Annotated in this window: 17 protein-coding genes; 5 read left to right on the forward strand and 12 right to left on the reverse strand. The window is 52.3% G+C overall.

The window, feature by feature from the left end:
* Positions 1–62 precede the first annotated feature (62 nt).
* From IE105_RS15720 to IE105_RS14100, 7 genes are all read right to left on the reverse strand, one after another.
* Positions 63–323 carry a DDE-type integrase/transposase/recombinase gene (locus IE105_RS15720; protein ID WP_189499528.1) on the reverse strand — a complete coding sequence of 87 codons (261 nt, stop codon included), beginning with the start codon at positions 321–323 and terminating at the stop codon, positions 63–65.
* Positions 221–559: a hypothetical protein gene (locus IE105_RS14075; protein ID WP_189499544.1), complete on the reverse strand. Its 339-nt coding sequence runs from the start codon at positions 557–559 to the stop codon at positions 221–223. Before IE105_RS14075 ends, IE105_RS15720 begins: the two co-directional genes overlap by 103 nt.
* 364 nt (positions 560–923) lie before the next feature.
* The gene (locus IE105_RS14080) at positions 924–1,652 is read right to left on the reverse strand and encodes a PepSY domain-containing protein (protein WP_189499529.1); all 729 of its coding nucleotides are present in this window, start codon (positions 1,650–1,652) and stop codon (positions 924–926) included.
* A 53-nt stretch (positions 1,653–1,705) separates the two neighbouring features.
* On the reverse strand, positions 1,706–2,164 hold the full coding sequence (locus IE105_RS14085; RefSeq protein ID WP_189499530.1) for a copper-binding protein: 459 nt from the start codon (positions 2,162–2,164) through the stop codon (positions 1,706–1,708).
* Entirely contained in the window at positions 2,161–5,355 is a 3,195-nt protein-coding gene (locus IE105_RS14090; RefSeq protein ID WP_189499531.1) for an efflux RND transporter permease subunit, read from the reverse strand. Before IE105_RS14090 ends, IE105_RS14085 begins: the two co-directional genes overlap by 4 nt.
* Positions 5,352–7,199: an efflux RND transporter periplasmic adaptor subunit gene (locus IE105_RS14095; protein WP_233354180.1), complete on the reverse strand. Its 1,848-nt coding sequence runs from the start codon at positions 7,197–7,199 to the stop codon at positions 5,352–5,354. Before IE105_RS14095 ends, IE105_RS14090 begins: the two co-directional genes overlap by 4 nt.
* The gene (locus IE105_RS14100; protein WP_189499532.1) at positions 7,196–8,539 is read right to left on the reverse strand and encodes a TolC family protein; all 1,344 of its coding nucleotides are present in this window, start codon (positions 8,537–8,539) and stop codon (positions 7,196–7,198) included. The genes IE105_RS14095 and IE105_RS14100 overlap by 4 nt, the downstream gene beginning before the upstream one ends.
* Positions 8,540–9,129: 590 nt before the next feature.
* Between IE105_RS14100 and IE105_RS14105 the strand changes: the two genes are divergently transcribed.
* The 3 genes from IE105_RS14105 (at position 9,130) to IE105_RS14115 (ending at position 11,083) form a co-directional block, all read left to right on the forward strand.
* Positions 9,130–9,402: a metal-sensitive transcriptional regulator gene (locus IE105_RS14105; RefSeq protein WP_189499533.1), complete on the forward strand. Its 273-nt coding sequence runs from the start codon at positions 9,130–9,132 to the stop codon at positions 9,400–9,402.
* 474 nt (positions 9,403–9,876) lie between these two features.
* Positions 9,877–10,371, forward strand: coding sequence for a hypothetical protein (locus IE105_RS15445; RefSeq protein WP_233354181.1), 495 nt, complete (start codon positions 9,877–9,879; stop codon positions 10,369–10,371).
* A 313-nt stretch (positions 10,372–10,684) separates the two neighbouring features.
* A complete protein-coding gene (locus IE105_RS14115) occupies positions 10,685–11,083 on the forward strand; it encodes a GreA/GreB family elongation factor (protein ID WP_189499534.1) in 399 nt (132 codons plus the stop codon).
* A gap of 256 nt (positions 11,084–11,339) precedes the next feature.
* Here IE105_RS14115 and IE105_RS14120 read toward each other — a convergent pair whose 3' ends face one another.
* Entirely contained in the window at positions 11,340–14,660 is a 3,321-nt protein-coding gene (locus IE105_RS14120; RefSeq protein ID WP_189499535.1) for a mechanosensitive ion channel domain-containing protein, read from the reverse strand.
* A gap of 490 nt (positions 14,661–15,150) precedes the next feature.
* Between IE105_RS14120 and IE105_RS14125 the strand changes: the two genes are divergently transcribed.
* On the forward strand, positions 15,151–15,840 hold the full coding sequence (locus IE105_RS14125; protein ID WP_189499536.1) for an SDR family NAD(P)-dependent oxidoreductase: 690 nt from the start codon (positions 15,151–15,153) through the stop codon (positions 15,838–15,840).
* A gap of 16 nt (positions 15,841–15,856) precedes the next feature.
* Positions 15,857–17,629 (forward strand): N-acyl-D-amino-acid deacylase family protein, encoded by a 1,773-nt coding sequence (locus IE105_RS14130; RefSeq protein ID WP_233354182.1) that lies wholly within the window; start codon positions 15,857–15,859, stop codon positions 17,627–17,629.
* 190 nt (positions 17,630–17,819) lie between these two features.
* Here the strand turns inward: IE105_RS14130 and IE105_RS14135 are convergent, their stop codons facing one another.
* Genes IE105_RS14135 through IE105_RS14150 form a run of 4 tightly spaced genes read right to left on the reverse strand, consistent with a single transcriptional unit; the run spans position 17,820 to position 21,016 of the window.
* Positions 17,820–19,046, reverse strand: a complete 1,227-nt coding sequence (locus tag IE105_RS14135) for a dicarboxylate/amino acid:cation symporter (protein ID WP_189499537.1) — start codon at positions 19,044–19,046, stop codon at positions 17,820–17,822.
* Between the two features lie 2 nt (positions 19,047–19,048).
* Entirely contained in the window at positions 19,049–20,062 is a 1,014-nt protein-coding gene (locus tag IE105_RS14140; protein WP_189499538.1) for an N-acyl-D-amino-acid deacylase family protein, read from the reverse strand.
* Positions 20,001–20,618 (reverse strand): amidohydrolase family protein, encoded by a 618-nt coding sequence (locus IE105_RS14145; RefSeq protein WP_189499539.1) that lies wholly within the window; start codon positions 20,616–20,618, stop codon positions 20,001–20,003. The genes IE105_RS14140 and IE105_RS14145 overlap by 62 nt, the downstream gene beginning before the upstream one ends.
* Positions 20,615–21,016: a M14 family metallopeptidase gene (locus IE105_RS14150; protein WP_189499540.1), complete on the reverse strand. Its 402-nt coding sequence runs from the start codon at positions 21,014–21,016 to the stop codon at positions 20,615–20,617. The genes IE105_RS14145 and IE105_RS14150 overlap by 4 nt, the downstream gene beginning before the upstream one ends.
* Positions 21,017–21,074: the final 58 nt, after the last annotated feature.

Consider the following 21,074-nt stretch of genomic DNA (forward strand, 5'->3'; position numbering starts at 1 on the left):
AACCAAGGGAGGGCATTGTCAGCTTAAACGGCTACAGTCGAATTTCTAACAGACTACTCCCCCTAGACGGCAATCAACTGCCGCCATTCTACGAGCGACACATTACGCATCGCTCTAAAACGAGTACGGATTTCGAGATGTCTCTGATGGTTGAAGTGGTTGTAGATCAAGACCTGGGTTGAGACGAATTTCTGGAGCGTTGACGTTTTCTTGAGGCGGGTCATGGCGCGCTCTCTACGCCGGAACGGTCGATGTGAATTCTCGGCTCGGTTGTTGACGTATTGCTCTGTATTCTGTCGGTCCTGATTGCCGAAATCGCGCAACGAGCGCCGTAGGGTCGGAGTCGGTCCGTGACGACCATTAGCGGCGGTCCGTAGCGCTTCATCGCTATCTTCAGGAACATTAAGGCGGTGAGTTTATTGCGCTTCTTGGTGACGTTACACTCCAGGACCCCGCCCAGCACGATGCGGATCTTCTCCTCGGCTGAATACTGCTTACGAGTTTTACGTTTGATGTCTTTGATCGTCCGTTCGCCGGACGTTGTTTTACTCTGTCTCATCTTTCTCTCCATGAGAATAAAGATGAGCGAAATGTCTCTCTTAGCCCAGACCTAAATCTGAGACACAGGCGCTGACGTCAGACAGTGAAGCTTGGCTACATTAAGGGGAGCATTGTCAGGGAAAAATGATTTGAAGCGATGCTCTAGGGTCGGCTCATGACCTAACACCCGTTTCGATACTTCAAAACATCCCGTCAAGTGATCCAACTAGTCGTTATGATGTGCCTAACGTCGGACATAACTTCTCTCAAAGTCCGCTAAAAAGGCCTCCTGGTTTGTCATCCCCGTATGTCGAACGTTCCCATACGCATCGAGATAAAACAGAACAGGCGTTCCCCCTTGTCTGACGTCAGAAACACCACGTTCAAATCCCTTTTGATAAACGACGTCGCTTCAATGTGCCCCGAAGCCTCAATATCACGAGAGCAAACCCTGTCAGAAAGAATAGGACGGAAAGCGCCGCAACGGTTTTGAGCCACCATGAATTGAAATTTTCTCGGTTGGTCCAATCCATAATGTGTAGCCCCCACATGAAATCAAAGGTGCGCCACAACCCTGTCCGAACGGCTTTAATTTCGGCTGTTGTTGCATCAACGTAGAAGCTGGCGGCATCCGGCTTATCGAAATCAATGCGCCAGACAGGACCCGCGCGACCATATTCACGCGGTGTTTTAGTTTCGAAAAATGACGCCTCTGTGTCAGTGCTCCGACCCGCATAATTCTTGACGGCAATTCTCGTCGCTTGCGCTTCGGTCATGGAGGGGCGGGCGACGCCTGTCTTGGCATCAAAGATTTGGGGTTTGGCATCACTGAGCGCTAAATAAACGGGGTCACCATCAACATATTGCAAGCTGAGAGATTGCGGTGCGAGAGCGTGTTTGGACAGAATATCCAGTGGGCCAAGAATATCTAAATTTCGTTCTATAACCTGCGGGCTCTGCTCACTGCGTAAATGTGTGCCCCGAACGTGATCGATTGAAAAAATTGTCATGAATAGCCCGGAGATTAACCACAGGCCTAATTGCAGACCAATGCCGATCCCGAACCACAAATGGAGCTTCCGCAGATTTCGGTTTAATATCGCTTTACTCATTGCGCCCTCCCCCGAGCAAACGGGCCTGCAATAGCGCTTGCAGGCCCATAATTTTAATGACCACTATGGTCCACTTTGGCATCAAGACAATCTTCGCCGTCGGTGTCAGTTTTGCATATCGCGGTTATTCGGTAGCTGCCGTCCCGGCCTTTTTTGACCCTGAAACTGACCTTGTCGTCTTTTGCGTAATTCGACAAATCGACAGTGGATATTGTGCCGAACCCCATTGTCATTGCGGCCATTCCAACACCTTCGATTTCCTGATGGTCAATGGTCGCTTGTGAGCGGTCTGGACTGATGGAAATGATCACGCCGGTCGAGTGTCCAGAATCCCCGTCTAATGTCGCCATACCCATACCAACAGAATCCATTGTTTTTTGTTTCATCGCGCTCTGATCCATCCCCGCATTATCCATTTGGCCATGCTCCATTTTGATGGATGTCTCAGCGCCGCAGGCGGTGAGATAAAGAGCGACCACGGCGGCGAGTGTAAGTTTTGAGATGTTATTCATGCTGTATCACTTTCAAGGTTTTTATGTGTGGGTTTGAAATATTTTGGAAGATGTCGTCCGACCCACACAAAATAGATCACTGGAATGACAATAAGCGTCAGGAGTGTTGTTGAGATCATGCCCCCGAGCATAGGAAGTGCAATACGGCGCATGACGTCAGAGCCGAGACCTTCTGTCAAAAATATCGGCGCAAGACCTGCCATTACAGTCAAGACGGTCATGAGCTTGGGACGAACCCGTAACGCCGCGCCGCGGCTGACGGCCTCAAACAGCTCAGGTTTGTTTTCGGGTCGGTCCTGACGGACCTGCTGATCGATATAGAGCAACATCACAACAGCCGTTTCGACCGCGATGCCCCCCAGCGCAATAAATCCAACGGCCACAGCCACGGAAAGATTATAGCCCGCCAAATATACTGCCCAAAGACCGCCAACGAGCCCAAAGGGCAGCGACAGCATAATGATCATTGTCCGGTCAAGCCGGCCAAAGTGCAGCATCAACAGCAGAAATATTAAACCGATCGCGGCCGGAATGGCAATTTTCAGACGCTCATTGGCGCGCTGCATCTGTTGATACTGGCCTGACCATTCAATGGCATATCCTGGCGGAAGAAAGACGGCGTCGGCGACAATCGCTTTGGCCTCATTCACATATCCGCCAAGGTCACGCCCCGCAATGTCGACAAAAACCCAGCCCGTCAAACGGGCGTTCTCAGACCGGATCATCGGCGGGCCTTCGGTGTATGCAACGCTGGCCACTTCGCGCAGCGGGATATGCGCGCCGGTGGGTGTCGGGATCAGAATGTTACCAATATCAGCATCGGTTTCACGAAAGGCGCGTTCATATCTGAGCATAATATTATAGCGCTCACGGCCTTGAACGGACTCCGCGAGGCTCATGCCGCCCAGCGCTGTTTGAATGACACTTTGGAATGTGCCCATATCAATATTGCGGCGCGCAAGCGCGAGCCGGTTCGGCGTAATTTCAAGATATTTGCCGCCGAGAACCCGGTCGGCAAAAGCAGACCGCGTGCCGGGAATGTCGCTGACAACGGATTCAATGTCACGGGCGATCGACTCAATCTGTGTGAGGCTGTCACCCGTCACCTTGATGCCAATCGGCGTACGGATGCCGGTTGAGACCATGTCCATACGGATTTTGATCGGATAGCCCCATGAATTTACTAGGCCCGGCATTTGTAAGCGGCTGTTCAACTCATCGACAATTCCGTCAGCGGTCATGCCAGCGCGCCATTCGGACTTTGGTTTCAGTTTTATCCAGCTTTCAATCATCGTCAGCGGCGCCGGGTCCGTCGCCGTGTCGGCGCGACCCGCTTTGCCAAATACGCGTTCGACCTCCGGCACAGTTTTGATCACGCGGTTTGTCTGGCCGAGAATTTCACGCATTTTGGTCGCGGAGACACCCGGCAGTGTTGTTGGCATATACAGCAGCTCGCCCTCGTAGAGCGCTGGCATAAATTCGGTTCCCAGCCTCTGGGCCGGCACGATGACGCTGGCCGTGATGAAAAGCGTGATGAGAATGGTGAGCCATTTAAACTTTAAGGCCGCCCCTATCACTGGCTTATAAATCCAAACGAAGAAACGGTTGAGGGGGTTGGCTGTTTCAGGGCGCATTTTACCCCGTAAAAGCCAGATCATCAAAACCGGAATGAGTGTGACAGACAAAAGCGCGCCAAAGGCCATGGCATAGGTTTTGGTAAAAGCGAGCGGCGAGAAGAGGCGGTAACTCTCACCCGTCAGCGCAAAGACAGGCAAGAAAGACACAACAATAATGAGAAGCGAGAAAAACAATCCCGGACCGACTTCCTTTGCCGCCTCAATCAGAACGCGCCTGCGTGTCGGTTCGTCCGGTTTTCCCTCAAGGTCTGCGAGTTTTCGAACCCCGTTTTCGACCATGACAATGGACGCATCCACCATCGCACCAATAGCAATGGCAATCCCTCCCAACGACATAATATTGGCGGTTACACCTTGGGCGGACATGATGATGAAAGCGCCCAAGACCCCGAGCGGCAATGTGATGACAGCCACGAAAGCCGCCCTGAAATGCAGTAAGAACAGGAATATAACGAGGGCCACGACAAGGCCTTCCTCAATCAGCTTATCTTCCAAGTAGGACACAGCTCCCTCAATGAGTGGGGCGCGGTCATAGACCGTGACAATTTCAACGCCCTCTGGCAGCCCACGTTGTAACGCGGCGAGCTTGTCTTTGACGCGGTCAATAACGTCCAGCGCGTTTTCGCCGTCACGCATGACAACAATGCCCGCCACGGTTTCACCTTCACCGTTCAACTCAACGATGCCGCGTCGCAACGCAGGACCTTCGACAATACGGGCGACATCCGACAGAAGAACAGGTGTTCCATCTTTGGCCAACACGACGACTTGCTCTAGATCCAGCGCTGTTTTGACATAGCCTGAGGAGCGGATGACATATTCGGTTTCGCCCTGTTCAAGAACACGGCCGCCCACTTCGCTACTAGCCGCGCGGATGGCGCGGGCGAGCGTCGCGATGGTCACGTCATAGGATTCCAACTGATTGGGGTCGATGAGAACTTGATATTCACGCTCGAAACCGCCGACGGACGCCACCTCGGAGACGCCTTCCACACCGGACAATTCCAATTTCAAGAACCAGTCCTGCAGGCTTCTGAGTTCCGCCAGATCAGTCCGACCGCTCTTATCGACCAAAGCATATTGGTAAATCCAGCCAACCCCTGTCGCGTCAGGCCCGATTTGCGGCACGGCATTGTCCGGCAATTCAGACCCCAAGCGTGACAGGGCTTCGACAACGCGGGAGCGGGCCCAATAAGGGTCGACGCTATCTTCAAAAATGACATAGACGAAGCTCGTACCAAACATGGAGGAGCCGCGAACATCTTTCGTTTTCGGCAGCCCCAGTAAGTTTGTCGAGAGCGGATAGGTCACCAGATCTTCCACGATTTGAGGTGACTGCCCCGGGAATTCCGTTCGGATGATGACCTGTGTATCCGTCAAATCCGGGATGGCATCGAGCGGCATATTCTTGAGCGATATCCAGCCAGCAACCGCGAGGGCCAAGGCCATGACAACGATAATTAGTTGATTGGCGACGGACCAGCCGATCAGCTTTGCAACCGCTGACTTTGACGGATCCCTGCCCGCAAGATTTTCGCCTGTCACCTTGCTCATGGGGTTTCACCTGCACTTGCAGGCCTCATAGGGTCAGGCCACGGGATGACTTGAGCATTGGCATTTGAATAAGGATTCGCAGGTAATCCTCCGTCTTGAAGCCAAAGCCGCCCTGTTTCGTCATCGCTGTAAAATATAAGACCTTCAGTTTTATAATGGGCGGGCGCTCCCTGCGTGAGCCACGGATCAAGCGCCGTCATTAAAGTGGATAGCTCACTGGCTAATGGCGACCCTGTCGGGTTGTCTTTCGCACCGTATATGGCGCGTTCCGCAGCATCCAAAATCGGCATAAGTCTGGAGCCCGTAAACCGGATTTTTAAGTTCTCAATCAGTGTAAGTGTCGGGTCGAGAAAGGAAGGGTCAATCGAATAGCCGTCGATCAGGGCTTCGTGGAAATAAAGCGCCGTATCAACCATGTGGTCAATCTGGCTGAGTGTGCCACCATCAATCGGCAGGTCTGATAGCGCTGTTGAGCTATCAAATCCGGAGGTCGGTTCGCTTAGCTTTGATAAGCCTTCCCGCAGGTTCGCCTCGGAATCGAGCATGAACTGCCCACTTGCGACAATACGTTCACCGGATTTGAGACCCAATAAAACCTCAGTCCGTCCGCCTATGCTGGTCCCGATTTCTATTGCCCGCGGTTCAAACCGGCCCTCGCCGAGCGCGATGATAACATGCGCGCCACGGGAGTCGCGCAGAACCGCTTGGCTCGGCACGGAAAGTTGCGTCGTAGGCGGCGTTTCTGACAGACCGGCCTCAAAGGTAATGTCGGCATAGGCTCCGGGTCGCAAAGACCCTGAAACATTATCAACACTAATCCTGACGCGCGCGGTTCGTGTTTTCACGTCAATGGTCGGGTAGATATAATCAACCGTGCCGGTTCGGGCGGCATCCGGGGCGCTTTCAAATTTCAACTGCGCCGTATTGCCAATGCGCATCGCGGGTAAATCCGACTCGGGCACAGACGCGATGACCCACACTTTATCGTAGGCCTGTAACTCCATAACGGCGTCGCCGGGTTTTAAGTAATCGCCATCTCGCACCATCAGCGCCGTCACCACACCCGCGCTTTCCGCATAAATCGGAACAGTCTCAACCAGCTCACGGGTCTCCGTCAGGCGGTCCACGAGGTTGGTTTGCATGCCCTTGGAGAGCAGCCTTTGCCGCACGGACGCGATCCGCCGCGCATTGCCGATCTGGAGCGAGGCCAGATAGTCCTTTTGCGCCGCGATCAACTCAGGTGTGTAAATGCTATAAAGACGCTGACCTCGGCGAACGATGTCTCCTTCCGCACGCACACTCAGGCCACTGATCCAGCCTTCCAACCGTGAGGCCACCATCGATTCAAGCCGCGTATTGGGCTCCACTGTGCCGAAAGCGCGCAAGCTCTGCGTAAAATCGGATGTGCTGACAAGGGCTGTTCTTATGCCCATCGTCTGGATCATTTCGGGAGAGACGCTCACGCCGCCGCTTTGCTTTTCACTCTCGTAGACGGGAATATAATCCATCCCCATACTGTCTTTTTTAGGCACGGGAGACGTGTCCGGGAGGCCCATCGGATTTTTGTAATAGAGGATGTCGCCCGTGCCGGACGACGTCGAAGACCCGCTCTCTTTGACAGGCACAAGATCCATGCCACAGATTGGGCAGCTCCCCTGAGGGTCATCGGAAATATAATGCGGGTGCATGGGGCATGTGTAAGCGCCCGTTTCAGCATGGGATGTGTCTGTCTGTGTTTGGGAAGACTGACGGCCCTGCAAGACCGCATCATTTCTTGCGGCGGGGTCACACGCCGCCAAGATCAACGCAAGGCCGAGTAGAGGCGCGGTTTTATAATAGCTCATGATGACACCAATAGGCTGTTCATTTTTGCGATCATCTGATCACGCAGAGTGTGTTGTTTGACGATTTCAGCACGCAGCATAAGAACGGCAATTTCGCCGTCCAAGATCGACGAATAATCCCCCGTGCCCGCCTCATAGGTGATCAACTGCGCCGCGGTTTGCACGTCAATGGCCCGTATTTTCTGCTCGATGATTTGAGTGTTTCTAACGGCCGTCCGGCGTCTAGCCTCATAGCGTGACCACTCAGACTGAACTTGCCGCGCAATCGCCGTTCGCCGTGCTAGCGCGGCCTGTTTGTCTGTTTTAGCGGCGCGCAGATTAGGTTCTTGGCGTTTACCAGCCCATAAAGGGATCGAGAAACTGACCCCGCCGGACACCCAATCGTCTCCGTCAAAGTTAGACCGCGGGCCTTTTCCAGATTCCCGCTGTTGATAGGTTAGATTGACACCCCAATCAGGTTTAAAATCGGCTTTCGCGCGTTGCACATCGGCATCGGATATATCGACGGCCGCGTCCGCCACGCGGACGTCATAAAACCCTAACGCATTTCCAACCCAAGCGGTTTTCGAAAGCCTCGGCATGTCTGTATCAGGAATGAAGCCGAGAAGATTGACGAGCTCGGCATTGATCTCGGCCTCGCGTCCGTCCAGCTCTGCCAAAGACAAAACGACTTCCGTGCGCTCTACGTCAACTTTTGCTAGCCGGAAAACTAGCGGGCGACTCGCATTGATTTCGATGTCGATGATATCGGCCAATTCATCATATTTGGCGTGACGCGCTGCCGCCAAATCACGCTGCTCATTGAGACTTTGTTTCTCGATCAAATAGACCAAGACCATGCCGCGAAGCCGGGCATATTGTTGCTCGCGTTCTAATTCCTGAGCGTCGGCCTGTCGGGTTGATTTCAAGGCATTGGCTTCGCGTTCCGACCGGCTAGGCAAGGCCTGACGTATCCCCACGGCTTTGTTGGAGGGGAGATATTCGGTTAAAGACGGGTCAAACAGCGGCACATTGTTAAGTTGCAATGAGACCACTGGGTCTGGCAGTCCAAGCGCGCCTTCTGCACGCTGTCGGTTGGCTTGCGCGCTCAGGTCAAGGGCATTGAGCGACGGATGCGCGCGCAATATCTCCTCTAGCTCTGAAAACGCGACAATGCGTGTCTCAGCGCGGGCATATTGCAAAGGCGCGATTTTGGAAGCACCTATTAATTCAGGCTCATAGAGCCTGTCTTGGGCGCTCACTGTTGAATGCAGGCTAAGAACACTAATGCCCCCGAACAGAAGCGACAGTGTTCCTGCCCGCAGCGGGACATGAGGACGTGATAGGTAGCGGATATACATCCGGTAATCTCCAGTTAAACAGGCGAATACGCGCAGAGTAAGACTCTGAGCAACGGGTCTGTCAGGAGATTAAATTATCAGGATGTCTGCACGAGAAAGCGGGCTGTCATTGAGCCGGACGTCCTGTTTCGAAGGAGGGCCCGTGCTGCATAAAAGCCGGACTTCAGAACGTGGTAGAACGGAAGTCCGATTGATCAGCGCGACAAATTTTAGATCAGACAGCGTTATCACGCTTAGATCCGCATCCGCCGACGAGGATAAGACGACACAATCATCACATGATGAGCAGTATTTTTCCGGGGTTTGCAGATCAATTTCGTTTGATTGAACGTCATCAATTGTGTGGCAGGAGGGCGCCGTCGCCACAGCTGTATGAGCCGTCAACAGAGTGGCGCTCACATGTCCGGTCAGACAACAGGGCATGATGGGCATGACCATCATTATCATGGCCGCAAACGCGCATAAGATTGTCGGAATGACTCTCATCCTTGCAACATAACGCAAAAAACTTAAAAAAGTAAATACCCCTAAGGGGCATCCTTACCGCGCAACACTGTCACGACTTCGTGTGAAAATAGATGAGAGATAGAATGTCTATTCATTCCGCCAAGACCGTAAACCGCCTAAAACGAATTGAAGGTCAGGTTCGCGGCATTATTAAAATGCTGGAAGATGAGCGTTATTGCATCGACGTTTTAACGCAGATGCAAGCGGTCAAATCTGCACTGGCGCGTGCGGAAAGCGAAATTCTCAAAGATCATGCTGGCGGCTGCATTTATGCGGCTATCCAATCCGGCGATGAAGCCGATCAACGCGAAAAGGTCGCCGAGCTGATCGATCTTTTTGACCGGCTGAAGCGCTGAGTTCCGACACGTGAAATGTCCCTTCGTGTCTCGGGCTCTCAATAAAGCCCTCAAATATCTAGAACGGCCTTGTCAGTTTAAGTGATGACCCAACCGTTTTGACCAGAAACGGATATACATCCGCACCGCACGTTTGATCAGTTCATTTGCATTGCAATTGTCATCGCTAACATAATTCGATGTGGTCATTTTTATAAAGGTCGCAAACATCCACGAACACGATGCTGTTCCCAAGGGCCTCATTGATACAAGTTAGGGCGGACCGCAGATTGAAGCTTGGTTGCCAGAACAGTCATTGTGCACGCTTGGCACTGTTAATGCCGCCCTCGATATGCTGGTCCGCTATCGCTCTAACCCCTCTGCGGCCATGCTCGATTACGGCCAGTCTTGGCAAAACTGGTGGGCCCAAAACACCAACACCCAGCCGTGGCTTATCTCAGACGCCTTTGGCGATTGGTCTCTAGCGCCCCGGAAATGCAAGACTGGAATGGCAATGGCGATCCAAAGCTGGCGGGCTATACGGGACGCGTTTCGTTCGCGCGAACCTTCACGCTGACCGAGGCGCAAGCCCGGCAGGATGCAACCCTCTCCCTCGGAATTATTTATGAGAAAGACCTGACTTGGGTGAACGGCACACTCGTCGGCGCAACGGATAGCTGGAGTGAAGGACAGCGATATGCGGTCGCCAAGCAATCTCTGCGAAGCGGTCATAACACTATCATCACACTGGCTGAAAACGGTTACGGCGCTGGGGGCATGATGGGACCGAATGAAGAGGCCTATCTGTCTTTTGTCGCAGGTCCACCAATCGATCTGAATGGCAACTGGCGATATAAAATTGCAAAGAAGCACGGCCCCGCACCCTGGGTTGATGATCGGGGTCGTGCGGATGGGACGCCCATTATTACCACCGCGTCACCAAAGGTTCGATTGGTATTGACCGGACCGCGTCAGGGACTGATTCGCTAAACCACTATACAGAACTAGAACAGAGGTCAGACGCCAGTCCCAGTAGATCACCCCAATGACAGGAATTAGATTGGAGAAAAGATAAGGATCAATGTGAGGGAACGCGGAGACGTCATGTACCTATCCATTTTGCCTAAACGACCCATAGAGATTTTACTAAATATCATGAAAATCAAGAATGTTTTGGAAGAGGAAAGACAACTTGCAAATCATTGATGATACGCGATCATTGATTTTGGAATTCCAATCCCCACTTGAAATTGATTGATCTAAACACACCCTTCAATATGGCCCATACATGCCGGAGAGAGACATGACGCAGCCTGCATTCACATCCTTCAACAAGCCTGAAATTTACATCACAGACGAAGATTTCAAGCTGTTATCGCCATTCGCAAATGGCGCATCAGCTGCGGCAGAGCTCCTTTTTGAAGAGATTGATCGTGCTGAACGCGTAGAGCCGAACTCGACTGTTTCATTCGTTAAAATCGGTTCGACCATTCAGTATAAAGACATGACGTCCGGAACCACGAAACAAGTGCAACTCGTCCTCCCGAAAGATGCGGATATCAGTAACGGTCAAATATCAATTTTGACGCCTGTCGGGGCCTCATTGATCGGATTGACTGAAAACGCCGGGTTCGAATGGGTGGGCAATGATGGTCATTTGCGTGAACTAAAAATCTTGAGCATATCGAACGAACTAAAATAAGTTTTCGCGGCGGAGACAAGGCCGCTGGATGGGCGCGCAAGTTTGGGAGTAACCTGCGTGCCTTGTCTAGCGAAGCGTATTGGGGATCGGGCTACGGCGGCTTTCGACCGCCGAGATAGTCAAGACAGCCACCTGAGATAGTCACCTGGGGGCGACGGACGTGACGGTGATCGTGGGGCCGCCACAAGCACAGCACAAACACAAGGCCGTATGGATTTAAACGCGAGTCCCAGCCTTTTAGGCCGATCAACACTCATCATTTTTCATCTGTGCTTATGGGTTTGACCTCTGGCGCATCTGGTCGGGTTGGCTTCCTCGGTTTGCGAATAATGTGAATGTCGCGTTGCGGGAAGGCGAGGTCAATGCCGGCCGCTTGCAATCGGGTGTGAACCTCTGAATGGATATCGTTCTTTGTGGCTAAGCGTTTAGAAATTGACGCGACATAGGCGCGGATTTCGTAATTGAGCGTGCTGTCCGCGTGTTCGATAAAAAACACTGAGGGAGCCGGATCTTCCAGCACGTCAGGGTGCTGTGTGACGACATCGATCATTATGCCGCGTGCGAGCTCCAAGTCGGAGTCGTATCCGATGCCGATGGTGATCAACAATCGTGTCACGCTATCATTGAGCGTCCAATTGGTGACATTTTCGGCGATAATGACCTTATTGGGGATCAGAACTTCCCGGCGCTCAAAGTCGGTTATCGTCGTCGCACGGATAGAGATATTGCTGACCGTGCCATCAATGCCGCCAACGGTCACAACATCGCCGACTCTGATGGGGCGTTCCAACAGGATGATGATGCCGGACACAAAGTTAGACACGATCTCGCCTAACCCAAAACCCAACCCGACACTCAGCGCGGCGGCAATCCATTGAAGCTTGGACCAGTCGAGACCAATTTTGTTAAGCGCGAACAGAACCGCTGCGGAGACTAAAACATATCCGATAATAGTCGAGGCCGCAAAACGTGACCCCGGTCGCATATCGATTTTTTGAGCAATGCCGAGGGCGAAAAGACCTCGCATATTCCGAGCTAGGAAAAAGCCCATGAAAACAGCGAAAAAAGCAAACACCAGATCACTCAAACTCACAGGTTGAGAGGTTGCCACACCGTCGACTGTTCTAACCCCTTCCCAGAGGACAATGGAGTTGGTGATGTCGAAGGCTGGCAGGATAGATTTCCAAATCATATACAGCCCGAACAGCAAAGCCGCTGAGGTTATAAGCCAGATGAAAGTCTTGGCCTCTTTGTTGATGGCTTCAACATTATCAAAGTCCGCAGGATCAAATGTCGGGAGGTTGTCCCCGGCAAGATCGTCTTCATTCTGCTTTGCTTCCAAAGCGCTTTGATGTCTTATAAACGCCCGACTCCGCGCAGCATGCCGTTCCGTAACTTCATATGTTCTTGAAAGAACGCCGTATAATAGAGACGCTAGAAGAATGAGCAGGGCGCTTATGAACAGCTTAGACTGTAGGATCATCGCCGTATCAAAATACCCGAATAATGTCAGACTTGCCAAAAAGAGCGGAAGCCCGGCAAACAGTGCAAAGACGATGAAACCGACAGATTTATAGGACAAATTCCCAAACATATGTTTTGAGACTTCACTCTTTGGGCGAAGAATTCTAAACCCGGCAACAGACAAAATAATCGATATAAAAATAAACGCTATTCTTCCTAAGCCGTACTCATTGGCAGCATCATCCATCGTGATGGCATAATTATAGAAGAAGGCGCCAATCGGCATGAGCACGGCTAACCATTTCAGGTTTTGATGCAACACTTCGCGCGGCCTCGTTGACCATCGAAAATGCTTATCGATTGCGCCGCACGGTGCTGCAAGGGCGGAAAAATAGGTGAAGATGAAGACGACGATCGCCGTATTTCTGAGGGCCACAAATATCGCATTTGGAAACACAAGGTCAGGGTCTCCAAGAAGGTTAGCAAGTGCAAATATGGCGATGGGCAGGGCTGCGACGTTAAGCGCGCCTATAAGAAGGACATAAGGTGTGAGCCATTGTGCATCCGTATCAACCCTATGTAGCTTCAACGAAATATCTTTGAAACGCGCGTTAAATCGTTTTCGAAGCGCAAAAAGCCCTAGGCTGATGAGAAGCAAAATGACGGTCAATGCGTTTCGTTTGGCCGAATTTTCTAACACGTCTCTCGCCGTGATCGACCAGTTGCGGGGCGACAAAAAAGATTGCGCTGAGGTCGATATTTGTTCGAACCATGTCCCATCGAGGCTCTTATTTGTCGGGAGCCAAAGCAATCGTCCGTCTAACGCGCGGCGCAAGGATCGGGTTTTTACGTCTAATACATCCAATTTAACTCGACGGTTCGTCTGATTAGCATCAAGCCTTACAGCCATCGCCGTCAATTCCGACAAGGTGCTGCGGCGACTTTCCAAAATTTCAAAATCACTCAATGTGATATCGTTCCCGAGCGAGTCGCTCATTTCGTCATACTGATCTTCCCAGACGATGCTCTCGAGCTGCAGGTTAATTTGCCGGCTTTGCAAGTCTTTGATGGCAACAGTTATCTCTAAGGGAGATGGCAGATCACTGCGTAACCGGCGTAAAATGTCGCCCAATTCTCCGTCTGCCCGTCCCGCAGCGACGATCCGTTCAACCAGACGCATAGACTTGTCTGCATCCGCAATTTTTTCATCGGTTGAGATGACAAGAGACAATTCGTCATAATAGCTCTCTGTCAGTGTTGTCAGCTGCCGTGACAGAGCCAAATTTGTTTCAAGTTGACGCGTTTCTTCAATAGTCTGCGCGTTGTCTATGCGTCGCTCTAGATCGTCGACCCGAAGCCGGGCCTGCCGTAAATCTGATTGCTTGAGCTCAATTCGAATGGTTTCCGTTAAGCGTTTTAGAAAGGTCAGTCTTTGGCTTTCAACCCGTATACGCTGTTCCAAAATTGACTGTCTAACTGGCAAAGACTCCAATTCTTTTTCATACATTTCCGCCCGCGTTAAATTTCGGGCCCGTGTGATCGCTAAGAACAAATTCCGAGCCTTCGTCTCAACATCACCCATGTCTGTCGCAGACGTCTCAGCAACAGGCACACCGTTGATACGTTCACGCGCTTGAATGAGGTCTTCGGAAATGACAGCGCCGCGGCGCGCGAGTTCGGACAGCCCTTTTTTGAGTATAGAAATTTGCGCGGTCACAGACTCTTGCTCAGATTGATATTGTTGCAATCGATCCTTTAAAACGTTTGTCGCTTGATCACTGTCCGGCATTGGATACTTATCCGCCATGTCACCCATGAGGGTCGAGAGCGCTTTGATTTGGCTCTCTCTGGTCGCCATTGTCGCTGCGTAGGCTTCTCTTTGGGCCTCAAACTTAATCAGATCGTCCAACGCCGCTTCCGATGAGCTGATAATCGATGTTATCTCGGTTGCGTCTTGGTCGGTTGAGGCAGAGATTTCGAATAGGGCCACCGCAAATTCGTCGGAAGTCATGTCTGTGAACTGGGCAAACGCAGAGACAGCAATCAACAGAGAAAACAAAAGCCCTGCACAGGAACACAGAATAACTTTGGGGGCTGTCGTTAGTATTTTCATTGGGTCTCTTGTCATTCTGGATATGACTGCATGTTTGTTGATGCGGCTTATCTAGTCTCAAGATTGAAAGCCCTCGACAGGGTATGCTGGGGCCTCTCAAAAGCAATCGGTTGGTATGGATTACGCGTCCGGTTTAGATTTTCGAACAATTAGAGTATGATGGCTCTTTGACGTCCATCATGGCCCCGTCGCTTTACTCCAGAACATAACACCGTCCTTTTGATATTATGCACCCGAAGCGGATACAACAGTGGAAGCGTGTAGGTTTCTCCATCAACAGTCAAATCTAACGCGTGACCGGATTTAACATATTCAACCGCAACGGACGTATTCTCCGCACTGACACCGGATATGTATTTCGACGATCCAAGTTTCCGTTGCCCTGCATGGGCTTCAAGCTCTATTCAAATTCTGGCATCATCACTTTAAGTTGGTAATGTCGGGCTTGCCGTACATGGCCGTCTTCGTAGTCTGATTGGAGTTAAAACCTGTGGCGACTTATTTAGTGACAGGGGGCAATCGCGGCATCGGAGCCGCGACGGTCAAGGCGATACGCGCACTCAATCCCGACGCGAGGATCCTAATCGCTAGTCGGACCGCGCCGGAACTGAGCCATAATGTCGAATGGATTGAAGCCGATCTGGCAACGCAGGTCGGCCTGTCCGCTGTCAAAGAACATCTGCCGGACTGCGATGGCTTGATCAACAACGCGGGTATCATGATTGGCAAAGGGGCCTTTGATATCACCGAGCAAGAGCGGGATATGACTCGGGCGATTAATCAGATTGCCGTGGTTGAGTTGTCGCTTGCGCTCATTAAAGCGGCCGCCGGCAAGCCTGTCCGGATCGTCAACAATTCATCGATCGCCGCCCATCTCGGTCATCCGGATATCTGGTACGGGATGACGAAAGCCGCGGTTTTGAATTTCACCAAAAGCGTCGCAAAGTCTTTTGGGCCACAAGGTGTTGTTTGCAACTGCGTGGCCGCAGGTCCGGTTGAAACGGACATGTTGAATAAGATACCGGACGGACGGCAACAGGCTCTGAAGTCCGCTGCGATACTGGGTCGCTTTGCTAAACCCTCTGACGTCGCCGATGTTATGGCGTGGCTTGCCATCGACAGCCCCGACTACGTCAACGGTGTTTGTATCGACATCAATAATGGCACATACATGAGATAGATAATCGAGGAAGTTCATGATAAAATACGATCTGAAAATATCGGGCGGATTGGTCTATGATGGCGATGGGGGCGAGCCCTCGGAAACCAATATTGCTGTGCGCGATGGCATGATTGTCGAAATCGGTGAATGCGCAGGCGACGCCACGAAAAGCATTGACGCGGCAGGCGCTATCGTCACGCCCGGCTTCATTGATCTACATACCCACTATGATGGGCAGATTAGCTGGGATGAAGAACTAAAACCCTCCGTCAACCACGGTGTCACCACAATTGTTATGGGTAATTGCGGCGTGGGCTTTGCGCCCTGCCGCAAAACCGATCATGAAAAACTGATCAAGTTGATGCAAGGGGTGGAAGATATTCCAGGCAGTGCTTTGACGGAAGGATTGACCTGGGACTGGGAAAGCTTCCCTGAATATCTGGATGCCATCGATAACCGACCGCACACGATCGATTTCCTGGCTATGGTGCCACACGATCCGTTGCGGGTGTTTGTCATGGGGGAGCGCGCTGTGTTTAACGAGCGCGCAACGGATGAAGACATAGCGCAGATGCGCAAACTCACGCGCGAAGCGCTTGAAGCCGGCGCCATCGGATTTTCAACCGGCCGGTCAGATGCCCACCGCGATGCGGACGGCAACTGGACACCGACCAGCGAGGCGGATCCGTCTGAGCTCTCAGGGATTGCAGAGGCCTTTAATGGTCTCGATTACGGTGTCCTGCATGCCGTCAATGATTTCGATCAGGAGCGTCCGGGCGATCAGTTCGACGATGAATTCGATGTGCTCGAAACCTATTTCCGCGCCGCTCCCGGTCATAAATCGTCAATGACACTGATGCAGCGCGACCTCGTGCCGGATCACTGGAAGATGATTATTAAGCGCACGGAAGACTTACAGAAAGAGGGCGTGGATTTGCGTCTGCAAGTCGCCCCGCGCGGGATTGGTCTGTTTCTGGGATTGCAATCGACCCATCACCCTTTGATGGCATTTCCTAGCTATATTGAGATTTCAAACCTACCCCTATCAGAACGGGTTAAGCGGTTGCGGGACCCCGCGCTGAAAGAAACGATATTGTCTGAAACTGCTGTTAAATTGGCCGTTAAGGGCTCCTCCATTCCCCCCATGACTGACACGCTGCTTGCTATGATGGACCATATCGCGGGCAAGATGTTCAAACTCTCTCCTGACGGCTCCGGCAACGCGGAATATGAGCAGGGCTATGACAGCTCAGCCGCAGCCGAAGCCGAGCGCAAAGGCGAGACTGTTCGGTCGATCCTGTATGACTGGTTGCTGGAAGATAACGGCGAGGCGCTGATTTACTTCCCGATCTATAATTACACCGACATGAATTATGATGCTGTTCGCACGATGATGGCGCATCCGCTGTCCCTGCCCGGACTGTCCGATGGCGGCGCTCATGTCGGCTATATTTGCGATGCCAGCTTCCCGACATATCTTCTCTCGTACTGGGCACGCGACAGAAAGTCCGATCAGATTTCACTGACCCGCGTGGTGCAAATGCTCACAGCAGACGGCTCAGACTATCTCAGCCTGACTGATCGCGGACGTTTGAAAGTGGGTCTGAAGGCCGATATCAATATCATCGATCACGATAAGCTTTCCTTGAAAGTGCCGCATATGGTCAAAGACCTGCCTGCCGGCGGCCAGCGCCTGCTGCAGGATGTGACAGGCTATCGCGCGACGTTCGTGTCCGGTGAACAAGTCATCGCAAATGATGAGCTGACAGACGCACGACCCGGACGATTGGTGAGAGCCAGCGCTTAAATCGTGCCGACGGCCTTATCAGTTTAAAAGAGCATGCATGGCAGACGTCTCTGCCGTGCTCATGACGCAGCTATTCAACAGTCCTGCGCGAGAGCGGATATCGGGCAGGGCTGTTGAATAGTGGCGTGACACCGAACGAGACTGACACGGCATCATCACTATCCGTGAACAACGCCAATATTGACAATTTTCACTCTTTCATCGACTTTGCATCTGCCTGCGAGCTTTGTTTATCTACCAATACGGCCGCAGTAATTTGCCCGACCAAATTTACGACACTGCGCATCATATCGGGAATGCGGTCTATCCCTAACACAAGGGCCAATCCTGCGACGGGAACGCCGATGGCATCGAGGGCTGGCGCCATTGTCACAACACTGGACGACGGCACGGGCGCAACCGTCAGTGACACAAGGAATGTCGCGAGAAGGACAGCGCCGACGGTCCCAGCCGCAATCGGCACGCCGTAAATATGGGCCAGAAACACAATTGCGGCCCCTTGAAAAAGCGCGCTCCCGGGTCGAAAAATAGACGCGCCAAACGGTATGAGCAGGTCCGCCGTTGTTTCGGATACATTCAGATTATGGGTCACTTCCTCGAGCGTGACAGGAATGGCGGCCACCGTGCTCGTCGTGGAAAAGGCGATAGACGATGACCCTAATATGCTTTTGAAAAACCGGACCGGACCCATTTTCGCGAACACTAGCAGCAAAGGCACAAAGACAAGGCCGACGAAAATCAACAATCCCAAAGTCACACAAAGGATGAAGACGCCCAAACTTTGAATAAGTCCCCAGCCCATTTGCGCCGTCGCGGGGGCAATGAGGCCGAAAACACCCACCGGCGCACAGAATAATATCCACCACACCATTTTAATGAGCGCGTCTCCGATGTCTTCTGCCGTAGAGATCATGCGGTCTTTGCGATCTACGGGCAATGTTCCCACCGCTGCGGCGAACAAGGCTGTGAAGACAATCAAGGGCAAAATTTTGCCGTCAGCAGCCGCCGCAAAAGGGTTTGGCGGAATCAGACTCACAATGAAGTCCGTCATGCTTTGTAATTGTGGGATTTGGAGGTCGTCGGCGGGCGGCGTCACCATGTCCGGCACAAACTGCAATCCCAGGGTCATAACAGCCATGCCAATCAAAATCGCTGGCACAAGCGTCATCCAATAGAAGGCCATCGTCATGCCCCCGATCTTTCCGAGCTTTCGCACATCCCCCAAGCGCGCGACGCTGGAGAAAATAATCACGACGACGAGCGGGATCACGACCATATTAATCGCATTAATGAAGAGCTTGCCCACAGGCGCGGATTCGCGCGCGATCGCATATAAAACGGGACTCTCCGTCATCGCCGCGCCTAGCCCCACGCAGAGGCCCAGAAATAGCCCTAATGCAATCATCTTATTGAGCATAGTTAGCCTTTATCTCCGTCACATCGTCTCAACGCACGCCCCGCGCGATTGCCTGTCGATTGCCCGCTGTCGATGGCCATAACGCCATTGACGATTGAAAACTGGACACCGTCTGACAATCGCGCCGGGCTTTGGAAGTCAGCCATAGGCGTAAAACTCTCTGGGTCGATGATAATAATATCGGCCGCATAGTGTGGCTTCAGATATCCCCTATCGCATAATCCGAATGTGTCGGCGACAAGACCCGTGCTCCGGTGAACAAAGGCGGCCGTAGAAATCCATTGTTGATCGACGACATAGGCCCGAAATTTTTTCGGATAGCTCGCGTATTTTCGCGGATGACCTGTGCTTCCATCCGAGCTGGTCATAACCCAATCTTGAGTCATGAAGCGTTCCATATCGTCCGGGTTCATATTGAATGAAGCGATACGGGCATCACCGTGACGCGCGATCTGAAGCGCAATATTGACGGGGTCGGTCGCTTCAGCCTCCGAGATTTCAGCGAGGGTCTTGCCGACCCAGTTCGATGACACATCTGACGATAACGCGGCCGTAATCAGAATCGAGTCCGCCCCGCCACGACGGCGTAAATTCTCTGTCGTTTCTAAAATGATTTGTTCAGACAATGCCGGATTATCCAATCGCGCTTTGTAATCTGCATCCGTGCCCGCCTTCACCCATCGCGGCAGTAAGGCGTTCGAAATACGCGTGCCCGATGCGCGCCACGGATATTGGTCCGCCGTGATCGATAGGCCGCGTGCTCGGGCCTCTTCGATCTGCGTCACAATCGCGTCGCTTTGCCCCCACACATCCGTGCCGAGCGCTTTTATATGGGCAATATTTGCCGGAACATTCGCACCCTCAGCAATCTGAATCACCTCTTCAATCGCGGCCATAAGTCCAATCGAATAGTTGGATTCATCGCGGATATGGCTGTCATAAATTCCGCCACCGTCAGATGCCGCGCGCGCAAGTGCGATTACTTCGTCTGTGTTTTGAAAAACTCCCCGGCGCATAGAACAGCCCGGTTGAGAGGCCGAGCGCCCCGTCATCCATCCCTTTGGAAACAGCCCCAATCATCGCCGCCATCTCGGCCTCAGTCGGGGCGCGATCTTCGCCGCCTATGACAGACTGACGCAATGCGCCGTGACCGATGAAGAGCGCCGTATTGGTGCCAATGTTCAATGTATCAAGGGTCTTAAGCTGCGCCCCAATATCCGGCTCCCCAAAACCATCATTACCATTGACGACGCTTGTTACGCCTTGGAACAGGTAATTGTCGTTCCGGCTGCGCGTAGGGTCATCTGATGTGAGATCAGACAGACTATGTGTGTGCGGGTCAATAAACCCCGGCATGACATAAAGCCCTCTCGCATCTATAATACGCGTAGCCTTCACGCCGATCTGCGATCCGACATGGATAATTCGGTCATCCTTGATGGCCACGGACAAAACAGAACCGTCCGAGTCCTCCCCCGTAAATACGGTGCCGTTTATGATGAGCGTATCCGCCTGAATGACACTGGCGCAGGAGGCAAGCAGGAACGCGGATAAGAGAACGGCGATTTTCACGGGGTCTCTGCGTGGGTCAACAAAAGCCGCATCATTTCCTCAGAGAAGATCACCGAAGCTTGATCGATCGCAGGGCGGGATGTTTCGTCGCCAACTTCATAGGTAATAGAGGGAATGCCGAAACTCTCATACATATAGTTTTTCGAAACCGGACGCCCCGAATTATGCTGTGCTTCACGGGTGAACGAATAATCCCTATCATCGAGCCGCGCTTTAACGGCCGCCAACCAATCGCGTGTAAACAGGACCGGGTTTGTCGGCTCGTCATCAGCTTGGGTGTAAAGCAAATTGCGCTGGGTCGAGTGGAAGTCGAGGAAGAAAATGATGTCGTCGTCCCCCGCATGGAACCGTTCTTGTCCGTCGTCATATAAAACGGCACAGATTTCGGCCTGGGCCAAGAGAGACTTTGCTCACCTTTATTGATTGATATTAGGCGACGGCTTTGCGGTATTGCAA

Origin of the sequence: Algimonas arctica (assembly GCF_014652695.1) — a bacterium.
GTDB lineage: Bacteria > Pseudomonadota > Alphaproteobacteria > Caulobacterales > Maricaulaceae > Litorimonas > Litorimonas arctica.

Excerpts from the sequence above, each read along its gene's own strand:
- IE105_RS14075 (WP_189499544.1), bottom strand. The coding sequence starts at position 559 with ATGAGACAGAGTAAAACAACGTCCGGCGAACGGACGATCAAAGACATC.
- IE105_RS14080 (WP_189499529.1), bottom strand. The coding sequence starts at position 1,652 with ATGAGTAAAGCGATATTAAACCGAAATCTGCGGAAGCTCCATTTGTGG.
- IE105_RS14085 (WP_189499530.1), bottom strand. The coding sequence starts at position 2,164 with ATGAATAACATCTCAAAACTTACACTCGCCGCCGTGGTCGCTCTTTAT.
- IE105_RS14090 (WP_189499531.1), bottom strand. The coding sequence starts at position 5,355 with ATGAGCAAGGTGACAGGCGAAAATCTTGCGGGCAGGGATCCGTCAAAG.
- IE105_RS14095 (WP_233354180.1), bottom strand. The coding sequence starts at position 7,199 with ATGAGCTATTATAAAACCGCGCCTCTACTCGGCCTTGCGTTGATCTTG.
- IE105_RS14100 (WP_189499532.1), bottom strand. The coding sequence starts at position 8,539 with ATGTATATCCGCTACCTATCACGTCCTCATGTCCCGCTGCGGGCAGGA.
- IE105_RS14105 (WP_189499533.1), top strand. The coding sequence starts at position 9,130 with ATGTCTATTCATTCCGCCAAGACCGTAAACCGCCTAAAACGAATTGAA.
- IE105_RS15445 (WP_233354181.1), top strand. The coding sequence starts at position 9,877 with ATGCAAGACTGGAATGGCAATGGCGATCCAAAGCTGGCGGGCTATACG.
- IE105_RS14115 (WP_189499534.1), top strand. The coding sequence starts at position 10,685 with ATGACGCAGCCTGCATTCACATCCTTCAACAAGCCTGAAATTTACATC.
- IE105_RS14120 (WP_189499535.1), bottom strand. The coding sequence starts at position 14,660 with ATGAAAATACTAACGACAGCCCCCAAAGTTATTCTGTGTTCCTGTGCA.
- IE105_RS14130 (WP_233354182.1), top strand. The coding sequence starts at position 15,857 with ATGATAAAATACGATCTGAAAATATCGGGCGGATTGGTCTATGATGGC.
- IE105_RS14135 (WP_189499537.1), bottom strand. The coding sequence starts at position 19,046 with ATGCTCAATAAGATGATTGCATTAGGGCTATTTCTGGGCCTCTGCGTG.
- IE105_RS14140 (WP_189499538.1), bottom strand. The coding sequence starts at position 20,062 with ATGCGCCGGGGAGTTTTTCAAAACACAGACGAAGTAATCGCACTTGCG.